At 46.2% G+C, this 24106-nt stretch carries 16 protein-coding genes; 12 read left to right on the top strand and 4 right to left on the bottom strand.

Annotated features, from left to right (window positions below):
* The first annotated feature begins 184 nt into the window (after positions 1-184).
* From BLU87_RS11930 to ilvD, 4 genes are all read left to right on the top strand, one after another.
* Positions 185-1771 (top strand): flagellar assembly protein A, encoded by a 1587-nt coding sequence (locus tag BLU87_RS11930; protein WP_092348749.1) that lies wholly within the window; start codon positions 185-187, stop codon positions 1769-1771.
* Between the two features lie 132 nt (positions 1772-1903).
* Entirely contained in the window at positions 1904-3670 is a 1767-nt protein-coding gene (gene ilvB, locus BLU87_RS11925) for a biosynthetic-type acetolactate synthase large subunit (RefSeq protein ID WP_092348746.1), read from the top strand.
* Positions 3667-4137 (top strand): acetolactate synthase small subunit, encoded by a 471-nt coding sequence (gene ilvN / locus BLU87_RS11920; RefSeq protein WP_092348743.1) that lies wholly within the window; start codon positions 3667-3669, stop codon positions 4135-4137. The genes ilvB and ilvN overlap by 4 nt, the downstream gene beginning before the upstream one ends.
* 24 nt (positions 4138-4161) lie before the next feature.
* A complete protein-coding gene (gene ilvD / locus BLU87_RS11915; RefSeq protein ID WP_092348740.1) occupies positions 4162-5874 on the top strand; it encodes a dihydroxy-acid dehydratase in 1713 nt (570 codons plus the stop codon).
* A 57-nt stretch (positions 5875-5931) separates the two neighbouring features.
* Here the strand turns inward: ilvD and BLU87_RS11910 are convergent, their stop codons facing one another.
* From BLU87_RS11910 to leuC, 3 genes are all read right to left on the bottom strand, one after another.
* A complete protein-coding gene (locus BLU87_RS11910) occupies positions 5932-8796 on the bottom strand; it encodes an FAD-binding and (Fe-S)-binding domain-containing protein (protein ID WP_092348737.1) in 2865 nt (954 codons plus the stop codon).
* Between the two features lie 130 nt (positions 8797-8926).
* Positions 8927-9577 carry a 3-isopropylmalate dehydratase small subunit gene (leuD, locus tag BLU87_RS11905; protein ID WP_092348734.1) on the bottom strand — a complete coding sequence of 217 codons (651 nt, stop codon included), beginning with the start codon at positions 9575-9577 and terminating at the stop codon, positions 8927-8929.
* Positions 9577-10986 (bottom strand): 3-isopropylmalate dehydratase large subunit, encoded by a 1410-nt coding sequence (gene leuC / locus BLU87_RS11900; protein WP_092348731.1) that lies wholly within the window; start codon positions 10984-10986, stop codon positions 9577-9579. The genes leuD and leuC overlap by 1 nt, the downstream gene beginning before the upstream one ends.
* Before the next feature lie 191 nt (positions 10987-11177).
* Between leuC and BLU87_RS11895 the strand changes: the two genes are divergently transcribed.
* The 8 genes from BLU87_RS11895 to BLU87_RS11860 all read left to right on the top strand — a co-directional run bounded on the left by BLU87_RS11895 (position 11178) and on the right by BLU87_RS11860 (position 20759).
* Positions 11178-11945, top strand: coding sequence for an enoyl-ACP reductase FabI (locus BLU87_RS11895; RefSeq protein ID WP_092349145.1), 768 nt, complete (start codon positions 11178-11180; stop codon positions 11943-11945).
* Between the two features lie 109 nt (positions 11946-12054).
* Positions 12055-13692 (top strand): GTPase HflX, encoded by a 1638-nt coding sequence (gene hflX / locus BLU87_RS11890; RefSeq protein WP_092348728.1) that lies wholly within the window; start codon positions 12055-12057, stop codon positions 13690-13692.
* A gap of 94 nt (positions 13693-13786) precedes the next feature.
* Complete coding sequence (locus tag BLU87_RS11885; RefSeq protein ID WP_092348725.1) at positions 13787-15382, top strand: LysM peptidoglycan-binding domain-containing protein; 1596 nt, start codon at positions 13787-13789, stop codon at positions 15380-15382.
* Positions 15383-15525: 143 nt separating this feature from the next.
* Positions 15526-16248 carry a tetratricopeptide repeat protein gene (locus tag BLU87_RS11880; protein WP_092348722.1) on the top strand — a complete coding sequence of 241 codons (723 nt, stop codon included), beginning with the start codon at positions 15526-15528 and terminating at the stop codon, positions 16246-16248.
* Positions 16249-16257: 9 nt separating this feature from the next.
* Positions 16258-16941: a Smr/MutS family protein gene (locus BLU87_RS11875; RefSeq protein WP_092348720.1), complete on the top strand. Its 684-nt coding sequence runs from the start codon at positions 16258-16260 to the stop codon at positions 16939-16941.
* Positions 16942-17022: 81 nt separating this feature from the next.
* Positions 17023-17487 (top strand): hypothetical protein, encoded by a 465-nt coding sequence (locus tag BLU87_RS17340; RefSeq protein WP_175498372.1) that lies wholly within the window; start codon positions 17023-17025, stop codon positions 17485-17487.
* A 286-nt stretch (positions 17488-17773) separates the two neighbouring features.
* On the top strand, positions 17774-18748 hold the full coding sequence (cysK, locus tag BLU87_RS11865) for a cysteine synthase A (RefSeq protein WP_175498371.1): 975 nt from the start codon (positions 17774-17776) through the stop codon (positions 18746-18748).
* A gap of 220 nt (positions 18749-18968) precedes the next feature.
* Positions 18969-20759, top strand: coding sequence for a dynamin family protein (locus BLU87_RS11860; protein ID WP_092348711.1), 1791 nt, complete (start codon positions 18969-18971; stop codon positions 20757-20759).
* Positions 20760-21140: 381 nt separating this feature from the next.
* On the opposite strand, the gene BLU87_RS11855 is transcribed toward BLU87_RS11860, so the two are convergent.
* On the bottom strand, positions 21141-23708 hold the full coding sequence (locus tag BLU87_RS11855; protein ID WP_092348708.1) for an Rne/Rng family ribonuclease: 2568 nt from the start codon (positions 23706-23708) through the stop codon (positions 21141-21143).
* Positions 23709-24106 lie beyond the last annotated feature (398 nt).

Genomic DNA, 24106 nt, shown 5'->3' with positions numbered 1-24106 from the left:
GGTAAAGATTGGCCCCCCTGATAAACTGTTCAATGCCTGTTATAATTGATCCGTATCTGATAATGACTTAATATTGGTGATTATCAGATACGGATTTTTTGTTAAGCTTTCGAAATTCCACTCTAATGTGTTGGTAGGAAAAAATAAAATCGTTTGCCAGGTTTTTGTCTATCGGGGGGTGAGTATGAGCGACACTCGCGGAAAAGAGAATTCTCACAACGGTGCCGACCCAGAGCTTTTTTTTGTTGAAGAGAATTCGCAATATAAATTAAGTTTCAGTTTTGTCAATAATAAGATTGGCTGTCTGGCGCAGTTTGAGATTCTCCTTTCAGAGGCCGAGCTTAACGATATTTCAACTCTGGCTGACCGGATTGGTCCCGGTTCCAAGGCTCTGCTGACCCCTCCTGATCTCATCGGCTTTCTGCAGCAAAATAAGATTAAAGAAACCATTGATTATCCTGCGGTGTACCTGTTTTGTGCAGCAATCGATATGGGTATTGAGCCCGAACCAGCCATTCTAGCGCGAGGGATCGAACCCGTTGCAGGAGCCAATGGCTGGTTTGAATTAACAGTTAAAATCTCTGGTGAAGAGACAGAGTTCAAAGAAGATGAAGAGGGGCATATCGATCTTCGGAACTTAAACGCTTATAGTGAAATTGAAGTCGGACAAAAACTCGGTGTGGTCCATTCTCCCAAGGATGGTGTGACTGGAATGAATGTCTTCGGCCTCCCTGTTGCCGCAGAGCGCGGTAAGCCTTTTAAATTACTCGCGGGAGAAGGTGTCACTCTAAAATATGACAATCGCGCGGCTTTTGCTCAAAAGTCGGGGCGGGCAATATTTGAAAAACAAACCCTATCGGTGGTCGATCAGCTGATTATTCCCGGTGATGTCGATTTGTCGGTGGGCAATATTAATTTTAATGGCTTTGTGGATATTAAAGGCGATGTCCCCGATGCTTTTGATGTCAGGTCAACGAAAGGGATAAAAATCGCTGGTGCGGTCGGTGCCTGTCACATTGAATCGTCGGGTTCCGTAGAGATCTTTAGCATGGCCGGAAAAGAGATCGGGCAGATTATTTGCCATGGTGATCTGTATGTCAATTATCTTAATCAGGTCAAGGTTCAGTGCTATGGTGATGTTTATGTCACTCGAGAGCTACGCAATTCACAGGTTAAATCAACAGGGAAGATTATCGTTGAGCAAGGGGCGATTATTGGTGGTCAGTGTACGGCGATGGAAGGAATCGAAGCAAAAATTCTAGGGACCAGTTCCGGTCAGAAAACCGAGTTAGTCGCGGGGGTGTATTTCCCCGATACTGACCGTTTCGATTACTTACATGATCAGTTGAGAAGTGTAGTTCGACAGATTAAGGCGATCAATAATGCGTTGGAACCGCTCAATCGGCTCCTCCTGAAAAAACAGGGGAATAGCAACACCGTCAGGTTAAGGCTGACTGTACTCAAGGAAAAACTACTCAGGTTACATCAAGAAAAAAACCGCTTTCAAGCTGAAATTGAAGCTTCTAGACCGCAGAAATTCAGTACCAAAAACCCTAAAATCAATGTCACCAAAAAAATTATGGAGGGCGTTTGTATGACCTTGGGTAAGGTCACCGCTGAAAATAAAATTGAACGCACTGGAGCGATTTCAATTATCGAAAATACCCGCGATGGAGAACTTCGTTACCTCCCTTTAAGTCCAATACGGGTCATGGCAAATAATATTGAGGCGGAAATTTTTGCTGAGAGCGATGCAGAATCTGATGGCTGAGTAGCAATCAAGTCAATATTGGTGGACATAGGAGAATAATAATATATAAAAACATTGGGCGATATGTTACTTTTTTTGTTAACTTTTGAGGTTTGTATTTGTTTATTTATCTAGAAGTCAGCAGAGGTTGCTATGACAGGAAAAAAATTATTACTCAAGGCGCTTAAAGATCGCGGAGTTAAATACATCTTTGGCTATACTGGTGGTGCGATTATGCCGGTTTTTGACGAGATGGAGAAGCTTGAAAATTTTACCTTTGTTATGTCCAGGCATGAACAGGGGGCCGCATTTATGGCTCAGGGGGTTTCACGGGCATCATTGTCAACAGGTCATCCGCAGATTGGTGTCTGTATGTCGACATCCGGACCTGGGGCGATGAACCTGGTGACCGGTATTGCTGATGCTCATATGGATTCAATCCCGATGCTGGCGATTACCGGACAGGTTGCAACTGGGGTGATTGCAACAGACGCATTCCAGGAGAGTGATGTCGTCGGGGTGATGATGCCGATCTGTAAACAAACCTACATGCCTTTGTATGCTGATGACATTGAAAAGACCATCCATGAAGGATTCTATGTCGCTACCACCGGACGGGGTGGGCCGGTGGTGATTGATATTCCTAAAGATGTGCAAAATGCACAGGTCAGTCATGACTATCAGTTCGATCCGGTTGCTTTTCGCCCCCATCTTCCTGGCTATTTCTATTCTCCAACTCCCGAGCGTGAACCCTTGCAGCGGGCGATTGAGCTGATCAACAGAAGTGAACGTCCGGTCATGTTCTGTGGTCATGGGGTGATTAACAGTAATGCCGGTCAGTTGCTGCAAAAGTTTGCCGAAAAAGTCAATATCCCTGTGGCGTTTACCTTGCATGGCTTATCGGCAATGCCCGCCGACCACCCTTTGAGCCTGGGGATGATGGGTATGCACGGTACGGTTGAAGCCAACCGAGCTATTCTCGAAGCTGATCTGCTGATTTCTTTTGGTATGCGTTTTGATGACCGGGTGACTGGAAAACTGAACGAATATGCTCAGAATGCAGATGTCATTCATGTTGAAATTGATCCTTCAGAGATTGATAAAAATGTCAGGACCTCAGTGGCAATCAACGCTGATGTCTATCGAACACTGCATGTTTTGCTTGATGACCCGATGGTAACCTTCAAGCCGCGACGACGTTGGTTGGAGACGATTGACGTTTTCCGTAATGTGATGGCAGAAAGTCTTGCCGCTGAAATTGCCCATGGTGTCGGCACTGGTAACAAATTACTGATGAAGACAATTATTCATCAACTCTCAGAGGTCACTCAAGGGCGAGATCTGATTGTGTCAGACGTTGGTCAGCATCAGATGATGGCAGCCCGTTTTTACAATTATCAGACCAATAACAGTTGGTATGCCTCCGGCGGAGCTGGAACCATGGGTTGTTCCTTACCGATGGCCGTCGGTGTCAAACTGGCTCGTCCCGATGAACGGGTCTGGTCGATCAGTGGTGATGGTGGTTTTCAGATGAATGCCCAGGAACTGGGGACCATTATGGAACACAACATCGACGTAAAGATTATTATCCTCAATAACGGTTATCTGGGGATGGTGCGGCAATGGCAGACCTTCTTTTTTGATGGTTGTTATGCGGGTACTCCGATGCAAAGCCCTGATTTTAAGCTTCTAGCTCAGGCATATGGCATTCCCCATCGGAAAGTTGAAAATTTGGAAGATGTGACCCCAGCTTTGCAAGAGGCTATTGATCATCAGGGGCCGATGGTCCTTGAGTTTATTTGTGACCCTACAGAAGTTGTGTTGCCGATGGTCCCTTCAGGGGGCGGATTTGAGGATATGATTGTCAAACATCCGCAAAAAATAGATAAAGACTTGGCCGGAGAGGGGGATGCAGCATGAAAAGACGCGCTATTTTAGCTTTCACACTTGATAACCCCGGAGTATTGAACAAGGTCTCAATGTTGATTCGTAAAAAAATGTATAATGTTGATACCTTAACCGTTTGTCGTTCGCGTATTCCTGGAGTCAGTCGCATGACAATCACTTTAAGAGAAGATGATCAGACCCGTGTCACCCAGATTATCAAGCAACTGGAAAAATTCACTGAGGTTATTTCTGCTAAGGAACTGGACACCGATCATAGCTATTGGCGAGAGGTTGCGATCGTAAAGCTAGAAGTCGATGTCGCCCATCTCCAGGATTTTACCGAACGTTATAACTTTGAAATTTTAGAACAAAAGGGTGAGGATGTTCATATCCTGCAGATTGTCGGTTCAACACGTCGGATTGATGCCTTTCTTGATGAAGTCGGACAAGAGCATATCATTGAGATTGCCAGAACTGGAGTGACAGCGCTGGAAAAATAGAAGTAAGACCTAAAAGGCCTACCTATGAAAAGACGCAGTCGTCAAATTATTGGGGAACGGGGGAAATCAAGCTGGGTGGAACGGACGGCTTCACGGACCATGTTACGAGCTGTGCGGTTCACGGAAGAAGATTTTTCCAAGCCGGTTATTGCGGTGGCGGTTCCTTATACCAACGGCACGCCATGCAACGATCATATTCGAGATTTAGGCGATCTGGTACAGCATGAAATAGAGGCTGCTGGAGGTAAGGCGATTATTTTCGGAACTCCCGTGGTTTCTGATGGAATCTCCATGGGAACCGAGGCGATGAAATATTCGCTGGTCAGTCGTGAAGTGATTGCTGATGCGATTGAATTGATGACTGAAGGTTATCAAGTTGATGGTGTCATGACCCTGTCTGGATGCGACAAAACTATTCCTGCGGCATTAATGCCTATCGCGCGCAATGATCTGGTTGGTTTGACGCTGTATGGTGGCAGTATTTTGCCGGGACAACATGGCAAGCAGGAACTGAATATTGTCAGTGCTTTTGAAGGTATTGGTGCCCATTCGGCCGGAAAAATTGACGCTGAAGAACTGCATGAGATTGAGTGTCGAGCGTGCCCTGGCGCCGGCTCTTGTGGCGGAATGTATACCGCCAATACGATGGCTTCAGCTATAGAAGCGCTAGGGATGAGCATGACAGGTTCTGCATCGAATATGGCGGTTGATCGGAGCAACCATATTTCTGCTGATAAGAGTCAAGATGCCGGAGACAGTGCCCGGGCCCTGATAAAATTACTCCAAAAGGGGACCACCGCTCGGCAGATCATGACCCGTAAAGCTTTTGAAAATGCCTTAACAGTTGCTTGGGCACTGGGGGGATCGACCAATGCGGTTTTGCATCTTTTGGCTTTGGCCAATGAAGCTCATGTGCCTTTGACTCTCAAAGATATTTCAAAAATCACTGCCAAGGTCCCCTTGCTAGGTAATTTTAAACCCTTCGGGCGGTATCTGATGAATGATCTCCATGAGCTTGGTGGTGTGCCGATGGTAATGAAAGTTCTTTTGGATGCGGGTTTTCTTCACGGCGATTGTTTAACCGTGACAGGTCAAACAATTGCCGAGAATTTAGTTTCAGCGCCTGATCTCCCTGCCGACCAGGATGTTTGTTTCCCCATTGACGCTCCCTATGCTCCAGCAGGCCGACATATTCGGATCCTCTATGGCAATCTTGCCCCAGAAGGTTGTGTCCTTAAGCAGAGCGGCAAAGATTTAAACAGCATGAGTGGGCCTGCGCGAGTTTTTGATCGTGAAGAAGAGGCTTTGAGTGCGATTCTGAGTGGTCACATCGTCCCTAAAGATATCATTGTCATTCGTTATGAAGGCCCCAAAGGTGGGCCGGGAATGAGGGAGATGTTGTCCCCGTCAGCTGCACTGATGGGTGCCGGGCTAGGTGAGAGTGTTGCCCTGATTACCGACGGCCGTTTTTCCGGTGGCACTCACGGGATCATGATCGGCCATGTTGCTCCGGAAGCCCAGGCCGGAGGAAATCTAGCTTTGGTCGAGGAGGGGGATTGTATTGAGATCAATCTTGATAAACAAGAACTCAACCTTGTTATCGATGAGCAAGAGTTCGTGCTGCGGCAAAAAAACTGGCAGGAACCACCGCAGCGTTATAACCATGGAGTCTTGGGCAAGTACGCTAAACTTGTCTCTTCGGCATCAAAAGGTGCGGTGACCTCATCCCAGAGTTGATCTCTGAAGCCTGAAACGATATTCAACTGTTGCGCACTCTGTCTCGATGCCATTTTGTCATAGAGTGTTATTGACGGCTGTCTCTTTGTTTTTTCTCCGTGCAGTTGTCGCCGCATCGACCAGATAGAGGATTGAACGATAGGGGATGTTCCCGTGAACTGATAGCCCGATTTCACAAGTCTTACTGGTAGAGTATCCGGCATCACAGCCTTTAACCTGTCGTTTTAAATCCTCTAATGCCGTGGCATTCAATTCTGGATAATTAAATCCCCGATCACCAGCAAAGCCACAGCAATAGATATCCTCTGGAATCACAACCTCAGTCGCGCATGATTGGGCGAGAATTTTGAGCTGCTGATCTAGCCCCATTTTTCGGGAACTACAGGTGATATGCAACGCAACCTTGGCATCAATAGGGGTAAAGTTAAGCTTGTCCAGCAGATAGTCGAGAACAAACTCTATCGGTTCGTAGAGCTTCAACTTGGGATCAAGATTCTCTTTCATCCGCAACAAACAGGGGCTGGTGTCGCAGAGGACAGGGATTTCCCCTTCTGCCGATACTGATAACAGAGCACGGTTTAACTGCTCACTTTTTTCTGCTGCCTGTTTATAGAAGCCTTTGCTTTCAAATGCTTGTCCGCAACAGAGGGCTTCCAGATTTTCAGGGTAGAGGATTTGATAGCCGGCTTTCTTCAAAAGTGATACCGTTTTCTGTGGCAAATCTTCTACTTCTGTTTCTCCGCGGGCGGGACCGCTCATGCAGCGACTGGGACAGGCCGGGAAATATACCACTTGCAACGGGTTCTCAGGATTCACCTTTTCCGGTTGAATTTTCTTCACTCCCGATGGCATCTCCCTATTCCACAGTGGCAATTTGTTTGCAGACAGAGAACGAGCTGTTGATGAAGCTTGCTCCATGAAAGCCGTCCCGGTTAACTGGTGAACTTTGTCAACAGCTACCAGGGTTGTGTTGATCGTTCTAGCAACCCCTTTAAAGTTTCTAGCAACCCAGTCAGCAACCAGGTTGGCCAGCTCACCATTGGCTTCTTCACGCAGTGCCTTGACCATCTTTCCAGTGTCGATTCCGACCGGGCATTTCGTACCACACAAACCATCGGCAGCACAGGTTTCCTGTCCTGGATATTGGTAGGATTTGAGCAGCGCTCCGACTTCACTGGAGGAGGCATTTGCAGTCATCTGACGACTAATTTCACGGCGGCTAACAATCCGTTGCCGGGGAGTAAAAGAGAGGTTGCGTGATGGGCAGACCGGTTCACAGAAACCGCACTCAATGCATTTATCCACCAATTCATGGGTGGCGGGTAATGGCTTCAGGTTCTTGATATGGGCTTCGGCATCTTCATTGATAATGACGCCCGGATTCAGAAGACCATCAGGATCAAATAAAGACTTAATCTGTCGCATGAGCTGATATGCTGCGGTGCCCCATTCTTTCTCTACAAATGGAGCCATATTCCGGCCAGTGCCATGTTCCGCTTTCAGCGATCCGTCATATTTTTCTACGACCATGGTGACAACTTCATCCATAAAGTTGCGATAGCGGATCACTTCGTCTGTAATAGAGAAATCTTGCGTAAAGACAAAGTGCAGATTGCCTTCCAGGGCATGGCCAAAGATGATGGCCTCGTGGTATTGATATTTTTTGAATAGCGATTGCAGATCAAGAGCCGCTGCGGCCAGATGTTGAGCCGGAAAGGCGACATCTTCAATGATAACGGTCTTTCCAGTGTCACGGACAGCTCCAACCGCCGGGAAGAGTCCTTTGCGAATATTCCAATAAACTTTATATTTTAGCGGGTCATCAGTGAATTCAATGGAGCCGATCGTCTTGATTTTAGCCAGCGATGCCTGAATCTGTTGAATTTGTTTTCTGAGTTGACTGGCGCTGTTTGCGCGTGTTTCGACTAACAGTGCAGTGACTGTTTCACCCAGTCCGGCGAGATAGTCCGGCATGCCCGGTTCATGTTCGACTGAAGCCAACCCGGCACGATCCATCAACTCGGCTGCTGCGACAGGTAGCCCATCACGCAGAAGCGGCACAGCGCTACAAGCGGTGGGGACATCGGGGAAGAGAATCAGCGCGCTGGCTTTGTGTTTGTGTTCGATCACGGTTTTGTAGATCACTTCAGAGATAAAACCCAGAGTTCCTTCTGAACCAACCATGAGCTGTTGCATAATGGCGAAGGGATCTTTGAAGTCGATCAAAGCATTCAAGCTGTAGCCAGTGGTGTTTTTAATTTTGTATTTGTAACGGATTCGATCAGTTAGATTCTGATCACTCAACACGTTATGACGCAGTGTGGTCAGACCTTCTAGAATATGTGCATGACTGCGTTTGAATTGCGCGCGACTTGTGTCATCGGCGGTGTCAACAACGGTGCCATCCGCAAGGATCATGCGCAAGCTGTCGAGGGTCTGGTAGCTGTTTTCAGCAACGCCACAGCACATGCCGCTCGCGTTGTTAGCCAGGATTCCGCCAATCTTGGCGCTATCAATTGAGGCGGGGTCAGGGCCGATCTTTTTACCAAATTCGGCAAGAAAGCGATTTGCCTGGCTACCGATAATTCCTGGTTGCAGTTGGATTTTTCGAGCTTTGTCAAAGATCTTATAATTCTGCCAGCCTTTTCCCAGCCGGACGAGAATACTGTCTGTAATCGCTTGACCCGAGAGGCTGGTTCCCGCGGCACGAAATGTGACCGCAAGTTGGCGACGGCTAGCCTCCTGAAGAATAATTTGGACCTCCTCTTCTGTTTCGACATTGACAACAATTTGGGGAATCATGCGGTAAAAACTGGCATCGGTCCCAAAAGCTACCGTCAAGAGTGGATCCGTGATGATATTCTGCTTCGCGATCGATTTAGAAATTGCATCATGAAAGCTCTGGTAATCTTTGGCAAGCATCGATATAACCCTTTGCTGTCTAAAGGAAAACTGTCAGGTCAGATGATTTTAGCAGAAACTTGACAAGAATGGTAATGTTCGTGGCTGTAAAAAAAGCTGTCCTGTTAGAGCGACAGCTTGAAGGATTTTATCAGTGTGAGTTGAGACCAAAGAGCCAGGGGTTGGCCAGACGATGAGAATCTTCGTAAGCGGTGATTTTGTCAACTTTTTCCAAAGTCAAACCGATATCGTCCAAGCCATTTAAGAGGCAGTGTCGACGAAAAGGGTCGACTTCAAAGCTGTACATTTTGCCGTTGGGCGAGGTCAGTGAAGTCGTTTCCAGGTTGACCTCGATTTTATAACCGGGTTGATCCATGACTGCGGTGAAAAGTTCATCAATGTTGTCCGTATCAAGGACGATGGGTAAGATCCCGTTTTTGAAACAGTTGTTATAAAATATATCCGCAAAGCTGGGAGCAATGATGACTCTGAAGCCGTAATCAAGCAGTGCCCAGGGAGCATGCTCACGAGAAGACCCACAACCAAAATTATCACGCGCCAGTAAAATTTGTGCGCCCTGATAACGGGGGTGATTGAGAATGAAATCGGGATTCAAGGGGCGGTCAGAACAGTCCATGTCTGGTTCCCCATGATCGAGATAACGCCATTCGTCAAAAAGATAGGGGCCAAAGCCTGTTCTTTTAATGGATTTCAAGAATTGTTTTGGGATGATAGCATCTGTATCAATGTTGGATCGGTCGAGAGGAGCAACCAATCCTGTGAGTTGAGTGAACTTTTCCATTACATCACCTCCAGTTGGCGAACGTCGACAAAATGGCCCGTGACTGCTGCTGCTGCAGCCATGGCAGGGCTGACCAAATGAGTGCGGCCTCCTTGACCTTGACGGCCCTCAAAGTTACGGTTTGATGTCGAGGCGCAACGTTCTTCCGGATCAAGACGATCATTGTTCATGGCAAGACACATGGAGCAACCCGGTTCCCGCCATTCGAATCCCGCAGCGATAAAAATTTTGTCCAGACCTTCTGCTTCTGCCTGTTTTTTGACCAATCCTGAGCCAGGGACAACTAAAGCCAATTTGATATTCTTTGCCAGCTTCCGTCCTTTCGCTATCGATGCCGCGGCACGCAAGTCTTCAATACGGCCATTGGTGCAGGAGCCAATGAAGACTTTATCGGGATAGATATCTGTCATCAGAGTCCCGGGAGTTAATCCCATGTAGGTGAGAGCCGCTTGAAACCCCTCTTGTTTCATCTTTTGTGCTTCGGCCGCAGGGTCTGGGACTTTGCCATCAATGGAGACGACCATTTCGGGTGATGTTCCCCAAGTGACTTGAGGCTGCAAGTCGCGTGCATCAATCTGAACTGTCTGGTCAAATCTGGCACCTGGATCACTGTGTAATTGTTTCCAAGAGTCGACAGCTTGATCCCAAAGAGCACCTGTTGGAGCAAATGGACGCCCTTTAATATAATCGATGGTGGTTTGATCGACTCCCATGATCCCTGCCCGTGCTCCAGCTTCGATCGCCATGTTGCAGATAGTCATACGTCCTTCCATGGATAGGCTACGGATGGTCGAGCCGCCAAATTCGATGGTGTAGCCGGTTCCCCCAGCGGTGCCGATGCGACCAATAATAGCCAGAACGATATCTTTTGCTGTTAATCCAGGAGGTAGATCACCATTGACCTCTATCAGCATTGCCTTGGACTTTTTTTGAATCAGGCATTGGGTTGCTAGCACGTGTTCCACTTCGGATGTTCCGATACCAAAGGCCAGTGCTCCAAAGGCACCATGGGTCGCGGTGTGTGAATCACCGCAGACAATAGTCATGCCGGGGAGGGTGGCTCCTTGTTCCGGGCCGATCACGTGGACGATTCCTTGACGTGGATCGTTCATCGTGAACTCAGTAATCCCAAACTCCTGACAATTGTTATCGAGGGTTTCAACCTGAAGACGGGAGATGGGGTCAGCGATCTCTTGGCTGCGGTCATCAGTGGGCACATTATGATCTGGCACAGCAAGGTTCGCATCAATCCTCCAGGGTTTACGGTCCGCCAAACGGAGTCCTTCAAAAGCCTGAGGTGAGGTGACCTCATGTAACAGCTGACGGTCAATATAGAGCAGGCAGGTCCCGTTTTTATCTTGATCAACGATATGATTGTCCCAGAGCTTGTCATAAAGGGTCTTGTCCATGTTGTACTCCTGTTTGTAGTGTTCACATATTGTAAACCAATTTCTATTATTTTGTCTCGGGGAGAAACGAAATTAAGTCATTTTCAATGGCTATCCAAGGGATTATCCTGCCTGCAAGCTACTTGCCTTCTCTCTATTCTTTTGTTAAAAAGAGAAGTTATTTTAAAAATAATCTAGGAGAGATTAGAATTATGGGATTAATGAGTGGAAAACGGGGTGTTATTTTTGGGGTAGCGAATGAAAAAAGCATTGCTTGGGGGGTTGCCAAGCAGTTGCGTGCTGCGGGTGCCGACTTGGCATTTACCTATCTCAATGAAGCATTAGAGAAACGGGTACGACCTTTGGCTGAAAGTGTCGATTCTTCAATTATCCTCCCTTGTGATGTGCAGAATGAAGAGGAAATAGTCGCAGTTTTTAGCGAGTTAGAGAAGCAATGGGGGAAAATTGATTTTGTCGTTCATGCTCTGGCTTTTGCAAACCGGGAAGACTTGAAGCGCCCCTTCAGTCAAACCAGTCGCGATGGTTTCCGTCTGGCACTGGATGTCAGCGCTTATTCACTTGTCTCTATGACCCGCTGTGCCCTCCCTGTTTTGAAAGAGGGCGGGAGCATCGTCACCATGACCTATCTTGGATCGGTACGTGCAGTCCCTGCGTATAATGTGATGGGTGTGGCGAAAGCGGCTTTGGAGTCCTCCGTCCGTTATCTGGCTGCGGAGTTAGGTGAAAAAGGAATTCGGGTCAATGCTATTTCTGCAGGTCCGATTAAGACCTTGGCTGCTGCAGGTATTGCCGATTTTAAGAGAAAGCTCAGTGTTGCAGAAGAACGGGCTCCTTTGAAGCGTCTGGTCAATCAAGATGAGGTTGGTAAGGCTGCGCTCTATATGTTGTCTGATCTTTCATCTGGGGTTACCGGTGAAATTCATTATGTCGATGCCGGATTCAATATTGCTGCGGGTTAACAAAGTTGGGGACGACTCTTTATCCAGCCTGCTTGATATGAAAAGATAGAATGAAGAAGGGACAAAGTCATGCTTGGTTTGTCCCTTCTTTGTGTTTTAGGATGCTTTAATGATTGAAGGGAAAACAGGTGGTTTAAAGGCCAGCCAAATTAAATCTCTGGAGCGAATTTTGCGGCGTAAAATTGCTGTAACAGAGATGATTTCTGTCGAGTTGGCCCGTTACCTCACCGAACTATCCAGAGAATTACAACGTCAACTGGGGCTGATTATCGACCGTCGTGGCGTTATTCACAGCGTTATTGTCGGTGATGATCGGGAGATTGTCATTCCTGACCTATCCCGCTATAGCTTGGGCCGCAGTGGTTTGCGGGGCCTGCGCTGTGTCCACACACACTTAAAGCAAGAACCCTTAAGTCGTGACGATTTAACCGATCTGGAGCTATTGCGTTTAGACGCGATGGCCATTATCGGCGTCGGTGAAGATGGTTTGCCTACCCATTTTTCCTATGCGCACTTGCTGCCAACAAAGAGAAAATCTCAAATTGAAATCGTTGACAACAAAGACTTTTACCGTTTTGAACTTGATTTTTCGGCGTTCATCCATGCGTTGGATCAGGAGATGGAGCGCGTCTCTGCCGAAACATTTGATCTTGCAGACGGGCGGGAGAGGGCACTGCTTATTTCCGTTGGGCAAGGGAGTCGGCAGCAGGTTGAAGATTCCATGGCTGAATTGGATGAACTGGCGAAAACAGCAAATCTGGTTGTTATTGACAAGGTGATTCAACGCCCGCGTAAATTGAATCCCCGCTTTCTTGTCGGTGAGGGGAAGTTACGGGACATTATCATCCGGGCGCTCCAACAACGTGCGACATTGCTGGTGTTTGATCAAGATTTATCGCCGAATCAAGTCCGATCCATTTCTGAAATCACCGAAATGAAGGTTATTGATCGCAGTCAGTTAATATTGGACATTTTTGCCAAGCGGGCTCAGTCCAGAGATGGAAAAGTGCAGGTTGAACTGGCGCAATTAAAATATATCCTGCCGCGCTTGTCAGGAAAAGGGACGGCTATGTCGCGTCTCATGGGGGGGATCGGCGGGAGAGGCCCCGGTGAAACCAAGTTAGAGACCGACCGTCGAAGAATTCGTGACAAAATTAGGCGTTTAGAAAAACAGCTTGATTCCCTTGGGCGTGGTCGTGTGCAGAGACGCCAGAAAAGGATTCGTGCCGGGTTGCCGATCGTCTCTATCGTCGGTTACACCAATGCAGGAAAATCGACTTTGCTCAATGCGTTGACCCAAAGTGATGTGCTGACCGAAGATCTGCTGTTTGCGACCCTCGATACGGCCACCAGACGGCTCCGTTTTCCTCTCGACAGAGAGGTGATCATTACTGATACTGTCGGCTTTATCCGCGATCTGCCACCAAGCCTGATTGGAGCATTTAAAGCAACATTGGAAGAGCTCGAAGATGCTGACTTGTTGCTCCATCTGGTTGACCTCTCTAATCCCCGGTTTGATGAGCAGATTAAGTCAGTTGATAAAATTCTTGATTCTCTGGATCTTGGCATTCACCAGCGGCTCTTGGTTTTTAATAAGATTGATCATGTCTCAGCAGACGATTTACCCCATTTTTGCCGCCGTTATCATGCTATCGCCGTTTCAGCGTTGAAACGTGACAGCTTTGGTCCTTTGTTAGCTGAAATGCAACAAAGGTTTTGGCCTGAAGAAGAGATCTCTATGCTGTAGTCATGTTGATGGCCTTGACTTAATATGATCTTTTCGCTACCTTGCCATTAGTTTGAATTAATTTTTATAGTTGTAAAGTTGTCTGGAGCCCTAAATGAAAAAATGGTTTGCATATCTCTTGTTGTTTTTTTGCTTTGGTTGTCAGCCTTCGACCCAGATGCTGGGGAACCTTTCCAATAAGCAAGTGACAGTAGAAAAACCACAGGAAGTTGTTGCCGTTGTTCCTGTTCATGTGCCGAATCCAGCGCCAGTCTCAGAAAAATATGAGTTATCTGGTCCCGATTTTCTGCCAGAGCCAATCACCGATTATTTACAAGTCAATACCCCTCTCCCATATTTTGGTGACTTTCCTTTAGCGACACATCCTCGGGTTGATAAGTTGATTCAAAGGTATAGTGGCGCCAACAAGAGAACCTTTGCTCACTGGCTTGAAAGGGCAAGTCGCTATGTACCCAAAATCCAACTTGTTTTTGCTGACGAGGGGATTCCCCTCGATTTAGCCTATTTGGCGATGATTGAATCAGGGTTCAACGTGCGGGCTTATAGTTGGGCTCATGCTGCTGGGCCTTGGCAGTTTATTGAGAGTACTGGACAGCTCTATGGCTTGCAGAATGATTGGTGGCAAGACGGACGCTTAGATCTGGAAAAATCAACACGAGCAGCGGCTAAGCATCTAAAATATTTGTATAAACGCTTTGATGGTGATTGGTTTTTGGCGGTCGCTGCCTATAATGCCGGCGGCGGGAAAGTGCGCAGATCGATTAAAAAGAGCGGCAGTCGTGACTTCTGGGTGTTAACAGAAGGAGCTGTGTTGCGGGAAGAGACCAAAAATTATTTACCCAAATTATTGGCGGCGCTTTATATTGTTAAGGACCCGTATGCTTATGGTTTCACAGATTTGAAATTAAGCCCACCTCTTGAATATGAAACCGTTACTCTGGAAACAAGCACTGATCTTGAAATAATTGCTGAATTTTGTGGCATAACCTATGCCGAATTGAAAGAACTGAATCCTGAATTAAAGCGCTGGTGTACCCCCCCAGGAGTGAAAAATTATCAACTCAGAGTGCCGTTTGGAAGCGCAACACAAGTACGATCAGCTTACGCTCAGCTTCCTGAAGACCAGCGCGCCAGTTACCATCGACATCAAATTAAATCGGGGGACACCTTGCAGGTTCTGGCGCGTAAATATCATATTCGTGTCGATGACATTATTGCATTGAATAATATTAGTAACCCCAGAGCTTTGCAAATTGGTCAAAACTTGATCTTGCCACTGAAACAAGGTTACACAGACCTCCCCAAAAATTCATTGCAGGACAGTTATGTCCGCAGTCGCCGTAAAATTTATAAAGTACGTAAGGGCGACAGCCTGTGGTCAATCGCTCAAAAAAATAATGTCACTCAGAAAGAATTGCGTATCTGGAATAAGCTGGGTTGGAGTAACCTGCTCCGTCCAGGCCAGATTCTTGTCGTGTCCAAGTCCGGGGCACGTACTGTCGCAAAAACACAAACGCAGCAGGGGCCATCCCGGAAAATGATCTACCATGTTGTTCCTGGTGATACTCTTTGGGATATTGGTCGGCAATTTAATATTGCAACAGAACAAATTCTGCGTTGGAATGAACTCTCTCAAGAGCACATTCTCCGTCCAGGACAAAAACTGACCTTAATGGTGTCAGCCAGTTAATACCAACCGCGACGATTCTCAATAATATTGAAAGATGAATGCTCTGTTTGTTTTGACATTTTCGACGCAGATTGATAAGGTTCAGCGCTTGAATATGGCGTTTTCGATCTTATCTGCTGCCTATCTGTAAAAGGATTGTCTCAATGCTTAATATCTTGATTTCACTTGCTTGTTCTGCCCTTACAGCCGCTTTGATGGTGCGCTTTGTCACTCCCAATCAGTGGATAATTATGGTTGTCTCTGCGGTCGTGTTTGCGGTCGTGTTCATTTTGATTACTCGAATCGTCATGAAAAAAGTTGGTGCGTTGATGGAGGTTGCTCAAAAGGACATGATGGCCAATCGGAGTGATAAAGCCATAACCGAACTGAAAAGCGGGATGAAATATGGTCCGTGGCAAATCTATGTCAAGCAGCAGATCAATTCGCAAATTGGAACTATTCATTACCTCAAGCGTGAGTTTAAAGAGGCGACCCCCTTTCTGGAAAAGGGTTTTGTCCGTAACTGGGTCAGCACCTCCATGTTGGCTGTTACTTATATGAAGAAAAACAAACCGACGAAAATGGTTGAAACGTTCGGTAAAGCTGTTTCCGGGAATCGCAAAGAACCCATGGTCTATGCTGTCTACGCTTTTTGTATGGATCGTATTGGTGAGCGGACTAAAGCCATCGAAATTTTGAAAAAAGGTATTGCTAAAACCAGCGATGAAAGATTACAGGAGAATATGGCTCTGCTGGAGGCCGGCAAGAAAATGAAGATGAAAGGCTTTGGAGATATGTGGTATCAGTTCCATCTGGAAAAGCAGGGGGCAATTATTAAGAAGCAGACCAAAGCTATGACTGGGCGACGCAAACAAGTTTTACGCTGAGAGTGACGCATGGCTAAAAAAAGAACCAAAGTTAAATCGAAAAAACGTGAATATAATAGCGACCCCTTTAGTGATCTGAAGGGGTTTGTTTTTTCTGCTCCAGAAATAAATAAAACGGAAATTCCTGAAAAAAAACAGTCATCGACAGAGGTTATTGGAACTTTTTCTGACGAGATGGAGATGCTGGGAGTAAAAAAACTCAACATGGATACTGACTCTGAAAATGAACCCTTTGCCGATTCTTCCGAAAGCTCAACGCCTCTGCATTCAGAGCCGGTGACAGATGAAGAGATCTTTTTGACTGCGATGAGTGAATTAACCGTCAGCTTTCGCGATAACCTTCCTGACCATGATTTACAGCCTACGGCGGAACAACGCCGGATAAAACAGCTTAAGCGGGGGAAGTTGTCTCCTGAAGCCTCTTTGGATCTACATGGTTGTCAACGCTCTGAAGTGGTTCAAAAGTTAACGCTCTTTCTCAAAGATTCCCTACACCAAGGTCGGCAGACTGTTTTGGTTATTACTGGAAAAGGATTGCACTCCGAGAGCGGTACAGCTGTTTTGCGTGATGAAGTTGAGCATTTTTTGTCTTCTGGGGGAAAAAAATATGTCGTTGAATGGACAAGGTCGCCAAAACAATATGGTGGAGAAGGGGCCATTGTTTTATTTTTGCGAAAAAAGGTGAAAATGTAGCTCATTTGTAAACTTATTCTTCGTGGGGACGTTGTAGTTATCAAATAGACGCGTTACTAAACCCAAACGAAGGAGAAAAAAATGAGAAGCGTTCTAAAAATGTCCTTGCTCGTATGGCCTGTCATGCTGTTGTTTGTGTTGACCCCGGTTGCATTTGATTTCTCATCAGGGCACCTGTCCTCAAGTATTGCTTTTGCTCAAAATGGCAATGGTGGTGGCAATGGTGGTGGCAATGGTGGTGGCAATGGTGGTGGCAATGGTGGTGGCAATGGTGGTGGCAATGGCGGTGGCAATGGCGGTGGATCTGCCGATGGCAGTTGTGACGGAACGGGAATAGGGATGCAGAGTGGAAGCTCTGCTGAGGTCCAAGGTCTGCAAACACAATCATTGAGTCAGACTCAATCGCAAATCAGAACTCAAGCTCGAGTACAAAATCAGAATCAACTTGAGCCAGCTGTTGATGACGATCAGGACCAAGTTCAGGACCAAGTTCAGGATCCAACGACACATGTAGATACAACAGTAGAGGCTGTTAGTGCTTTATAGTTACAACGAATAAATTCATGATTTTACCGTACGGTACGATTAAATGCCGTACGGCAATTTTATTCTCGCCATCGGACCTTTCTCTGATCGAAAAAAGTTTCACCTCTTTAGATTGTATTCTGCAAAAATGTTATAAAACAATGACTCTCTCCCCGGTAAAGATGGTATCTTTTGCGACATTCTCATTCTGCTTTCTTGACTCACATAGTGTGTTAGCCTATATTTCAAATACATATGATAAGTGCCAGTACCAAATTCGCTAAGTCTTTATGTTAGCGAGGAATTAATGGCTATTAGAATTACAGGAGAAAAAATAGCGATGATTTATGCAGATAATACTCTCTCAATAGGTCGAACCCCCTTAGTCAGATTGAATAAAATCATCGGCTCTGGCAGAGCTCAAGTCTATGGGAAGATTGAAGGTCGTAACCCCGCGTATTCGGTCAAGTGTCGTATTGGTGTTTCAATGATTCAAGACGCGCTACAAAAAGGAACTCTGAAGCCGGGCATGGAAATTGTGGAGCCAACCAGCGGTAACACCGGTATCGCTCTGGCTTTTGTGGCCGCTGCCAAGGGGATACCTTTAACCTTAACGATGCCTGAGACGATGAGCTTAGAGCGCCGTAAAGTCCTCAAAGCCTTTGGAGCTAAATTGATTCTGACCTCTGGCGGTAAAGGGATGGCGGGAGCGGTTCATGAAGCTGAACAAATGGCAGAAGAGTACCCTGAGCGTTATTTGCTGCTTCACCAATTTAAAAATCCGGCAAACCCTGAGATTCACGCTAAAACGACTGGGCCTGAAATCTGGGAAGATACGGATGGCAACGTTGATGTTCTTGTGGCTGGAGTTGGCACTGGCGGAACCATAAGCGGAATTTCAAAGTTTATAAAAGAAGAAAAAAATAAAGCCCTGATGACGGTTGCTGTGGAGCCAGAAGATAGCCCAGTCATCAGTCAACATCTAGCCGGAGAAATGCTCCAACCCGGTCCACACAAAATTCAGGGGATAGGTGCTGGGTTCATCCCGGAGACCCTTGATCTAGCTCTGGTTGATCATGTGGAATTGGTCAGCAATGATGAGGCTTACGAATATGCCAGGCGCTTAGCCCGAGAAGAGGGAATCTTATCGGGTATTTCGAGTGGTGCTGCTGCTGCGGTAGCCGCCAGATTATCTAAACAACCTGAATTAGCAGGGAAGAATATTGTTGTTATCCTGCCAGATTCAGGTGAACGCTATCTAAGTAGTGATTTATTTATTTGAGCTAAAGGGGTTGTTCTTCATCATCAAATCAGAAAGTCGAGGATTTCACGCGTCATCTGGTGTTGACGGCCCTGCTTTCATGGATCATAATCTTGCCTTTGAAAATCCATTCTAATTTATAAATAGTCTCAAATTTCTCTGAAATTTTGATTCGTTGGCAAATATGCTATTCTCAATATCCTGTATAGGACGTTGTCTGAGTTGATTATAGGGATTATAAATGGACGAACAACAAGCAAGTGTGAAATCTGGCAACTCTTCAGATCGTGTTGATCTTGACAGTGTTTTAACCCGGGCACTTCTGTGCCTGGATGGCATGGAAGGTGATTACGCTGAGGAACGAACAGAAATCGAATCCATTCAGCAACGGTTGTTAGCAGGGAAGTTCCGGCTTGCTGTCCTCGGTCAGTTTAAACGCGGGAAAAGTACTTTTTTGAATGCTTTGCTTGGGGAAGAACTGTTGCCAACAGACATCCTGCCAGCGACTGCAATTCCAACCTATATCAACGCTGCAGAAGATATTACTATCCAGGTGGTTTTTAATTCAGCAACTGAACCGGTAAATTTTGTCCCTTCATCTGGACAGACAGTTGGTGATTTTTTAACTGAATTTGTGACTGAAAAAGGTAATCCTGAAAATTATCGTAATGTTGCCCAGGTTGATATTGGTCATTCTGCTGATATTCTCAAGCAAGGGATTGTGTTAATAGACACTCCGGGAATCGGTTCAACTCATAAGCACAATACCGACGTGGCTTATCAAGTGCTTCCTCAGTGCGATGCAGCGATCTTTCTGGTCTCGGTCGACCCACCAATTACGGCAATAGAGCTCGATTATCTCAAAGAGATCAAACAATATCTGCCGCGGACGTTTTTTTTGCTCAATAAGATCGATTATCTTGATGATAAAGAGAAAGATGCTTCTTTAACGTTTTTGGCGAATCAGTTAGCTCCCCTATGCGACGGTGCTCCTTTGGTGCTACCAATCTCGGCACGCTTGGGACTGACTGCTCGCTTAGCGGGCGATTTCAAAGGCTGGCAAACCAGTGGGATGGAACAAGTTGAGAGGAATTTAATCGATTTTTTTGCGCGGGAGAAACAACAGATTCTGCAAGCATCCTTGCAACGTCGTACCAGCGATCAGCTCAATAATATCAATATGCAGCAGCAACTATCTTTAAAAGCTCTGATGTTGCCAGAAGAGGAACTGAAGCAGCGTATCACGCAGTTTCGTCAATCTTTACCCGATGTAGAACGGGAGAAACAAGCCGCCAGCGACGTTTTGTCTGGTGATTTAAAGCGGGTTGTCGCACGTTTGAATCAGGAAGTTGAAGCCGTACGATCTCAAGCTAAACAGAAGATTATCAGCCAGCTGGATCAGCTTATTCAGTCTGTTGCCGATACGGAAGAGCTTGAGCGTTTGGTCCGGGAAATGCTGGCGCAAGAGCTTCCAATTTTTTTCTCACCAGCGATGCGCAAAGTGGCTGAAGTGATTCAAGTAGAGGCGACAGAGTTGTTGGCTTTGCATCAACAACGTAGTCAACGCATAGTCGAGCAAGTCAGGAGGATTGCTGCAGAGCTGTTTGATATCCCTTATCATGCTCCAAGTGTCAGCCGTTCCTACACAAAATTTGAGATTTCGGGTTGGAGCCATGACCTTTTTATTTCTGACATGGACCCATTAGGGCAGAAATTATCGCGCAAATTTTTAACCCAGAAATATCGCCGGAAAAGAACCGTGAAGAGGTTACGGGAAGAGGGTTTAAAATTGCTCAATCAGAATGTTGAGCAGATTAACTGGGCTCTACGCCGCGGGTTGGACGAAAACTTTTGCCAGTTTGGGGTAGAGTTATCTGAGCAACTGGGGAGAACCATCACCGCAACGCGTAAAGCAATGGAAGTCGCCTTGCAAAAAAGTGAATCAAGTGCTCACGAAACCGCGAGTCGTGAGATTAAGCTCAAGCAAGCTCAGGCAGAAATCCAGAAGCTTCGTGGTGAACTGGGAGAATAAGAATCTCAGAAACTTAAACAATAAAAAGCCCGATTTCCATTTGGATTTCGGGCTTTTTATTGTTCAACAGGGGGTTCAACCGAGATATTCCGGGAACATAATACCAATTTAAAAAACTTGTAGGAACAGAACGATTTCGTTAACCTATCGATCACTTGTCACCATATCTAAAATGATGTCAATTCAGAGGGGGGTGATGGTACGTTTTGTTCGTCTGGTTATTCCTACCTATCAACATCACATCACTCAACGTGGTGTTCGCTCTATGGACATCTCTGCTTTATTTATCCGCTGCTTAAATATTTGGATGAAGGTTTTAGTGTCAGGTCAGTATTGACCCAATAAAAGGCCCCGAATCCAATTGGAATCCGGGGCTATGCTTTAATCAACCGGGGTGTCAACTTCCACTGTCTTTTTCTTGGATGGAGCCCGGCGTTTGCGTGGTTTTGGTTGCGGTTTTTCTTCTGTTGCTGTGGGTTTTTCTGGTTCAGTGCTGGTTGTCGTTTCAGCCTCGACAACTTTTATTGTTGTTCTCCGAGGCCGTCGTTTGGGTTTTTCTACCTCAACGGGTTTGTCCTCAGAAGTAGCCTCTGTGGTGTCTGGACCCGTTTCTGCTGCTTTCTTGGTGGTTCTTCTGCGACGAGGCTTCGGTTTTTCTTCGGTCACGTCTTCTGCTTTTGCTGGGACAGCTTCTGCTTCGTTATCTGCTTTTTTGACTGTCTTTCTAGGGCTGCGACGTGGTTTCGGTTTTTGCTCTATAGGGGCAGTTTCTGTGGTTGCTGACTCGTTCTTCGTCACAACCGGTGTTGTTTCTTGTGAATCATTATCTGCTTTGGATATTTCAGGCGAGTCAGTCGCGGTAGTCGCTGCTTTTTTGGTTGTTCTGCGTGGCCGGCGCTTTGGTTTTTGTTCAACTGGAGCAGAGACCGGGGCTGTTTGCAGCGTTGTGTCAGTGACTTCTGCTGTTATTGCTGTGACCTCTTCAACTTTGACCTGTTGATCTGAAGGAGAAGTTGCTGCGGATGTGTTTGTTTCAGCAGGTTCAACGGGTTTTTTTCTGCTGCGTCTGCGTGGTCGTGATTTCGGTTTTTCTTCCACCGCTTTTTCACTTTGTTGCTGTTGACTCTCTTCCTGTTTTAAATCGGTGCTCTGGGTATTTGTGGTCACCTTGGTTTCTGTCGCAGGTGTTTCTGCCGTTGTTACCAGTTCCTTTGGTGCCCCTCCCGTTTGTTCTGAGTTATTTTGTTCTTGTTGATCCTGACTGCTGGAAGCCGGTTTTTTACGGCGACGGCGACGGCGTTTTTTGGGTTTATCGATGACGACTTCGTTGTCGTCATGGTTGGTCGTTTCACTTGGTGGCTCAGCAATAAGATCTTCTTGAGACTCTTGTTCTCCAAGTTGAGCTGCTGCCAGGGCATTTTCAATTTGATTATCATGGGAAACCGGCATGATCTCGCTTGACGGCGCTGCTTCTGCTTCCCGTTTATGAATTTTCAGGACTAAGTCACCAGGGAGAAGGTCTGATTGCCCCAACAGGGAAATTTTTAAATTCAGTTGTCGTTCCAACTCGGTGATTGTCGCTCGTTTCTGGTTAAGCAAGTAATTTGCAACTTCAGTAGGAACATTTGCTTCAATATGACCAATCTGTCCTTTAGCGGCAGCGGTATGTGCTTGGCGTAGAAAGGATACCGCCTGAGCTTCGACACTTTTTATCTTGCCGATCCCTTTACAGTGTGGACACTCAAGGTAAGCTCCAACACTTAACACCGGTTTCAGGCGTTGTCGACTTAATTCCAAAAGCCCGAATTGACTGATTCTTCCCACCGAAACTTTGGCTTTATCATCTTTTAATGCACGACGCATCTGTTGTTCAATTTCACGAATGTTTTTGCGATCGCGCATATCGATGTAGTCGATGACAATTAAGCCACCAAGATCTCGCAACCGTAGTTGTCTTCCGATCTCAGTCGCTGCTTCCATGTTGGTTTTAAACGCTGTGGCTTCGATCCCACTTTCACCAGACATTTTCCCGGAATTGACATCGATAGCCACCAGAGCTTCTGTCTGATCAATAACAATTGAACCACCGGAAGGTAGAGGTGCCTGGTTTTTGGCGAGACCTTCAATTTGTTCTTCTATCTGATAACGTGAAAAGATCGGGCGCCGTTCGCGATGCCGTTTAACCAGGTATTTCAGCTCGGGCATAACCAGCGAAAAGAAATCTCTGGTGTCTTGGAAAACCTTGGGATCATCAACAAGAACTTCATCCATCTCAGTACTGAAGTAATCTCTGATTGAACGAATTGCCAGATTTGATTCCTGATAGAGTTGTGCTGGAGCTTTGATCTGATCTTTGCGCGCGACGATCCCCTCAAACAAGCGAACCAGGTAGTCAAAGTCACGTTTTAATTCCTCTTTGTCTTTTCCGATCCCGGCTGTACGAACGATGTAACCCATCTGTTCTGGTAGCTCAAGTTCAGCCATAGTCTTTTTCAGACTTCTGCGCTCAGAATCAACACTGATTTTACGGGAGACTCCCTTCGTCGTACTATCGGGCATCAAGACCATATAGCGACCGGGAATAGACAGAAATGTCGTTAACGCTGCACCTTTGTTGCCACGCTCTTCTTTGACGATTTGCACCAGGATTTCTTGACCGCGTTGGAGAATCTCAGCGATCCTTGGGCGGCTTTTCGTGTCATCTCGCGGCGGATAAATTCCTGGGTGAACTTCGCCGATCTGTAAAAAACCGAGCTTTTCTGCACCATAATCAACAAAAGCAGCCTGAAGTCCGGTTTCAACCCGGATAACGACTGCTTTATAAATGTTTCCTTTGCTTTGTTCTTGTCCCGCGATCTCAATATCAAGTTCGCTTAAAATTCCATCAACGACTATCGCGACTCGGTTTTCTTCCGGGTGCGATGCGTTAATCAGCATCTTCTTGCTCATTTTATAAACCTTTCTGTCCGCGTTCGTGTCGCGGTTCAAGCCGGTTTCTTTATCAGAGACCTCTCCGCTGCAAGCGGGGTCAATAAAGTGTCCGGTCTAATGACGTACTAACAACCTCTATATCTACTCTTTTAAATATGGAGGTATTGAATTCTATAAAGGTATTGACTTTGCAGGTCTCAACGCTGATAAGGCGGAGACGCATACATTACAACTGAATCTTCGAAGTATACCAGATATTGTTCATAGTAGATATCGTTAATCAGCAGGCGCCCTATATTTTTCACGCTTACAGCGAAACTTGTTAGAAAATTAGCCAATAAACTATTTTTTATCTGATATTGGTTATAATTAAAATAAACGCTGTTCGCTTGTTTTACATCGTCAAGATCGCAAAG

The organism is Desulfuromusa kysingii (genome assembly GCF_900107645.1).
Taxonomy (GTDB): domain Bacteria; phylum Desulfobacterota; class Desulfuromonadia; order Desulfuromonadales; family Geopsychrobacteraceae; genus Desulfuromusa; species Desulfuromusa kysingii.
This window is presented reverse-complemented; position numbering and strand designations above follow the sequence as displayed.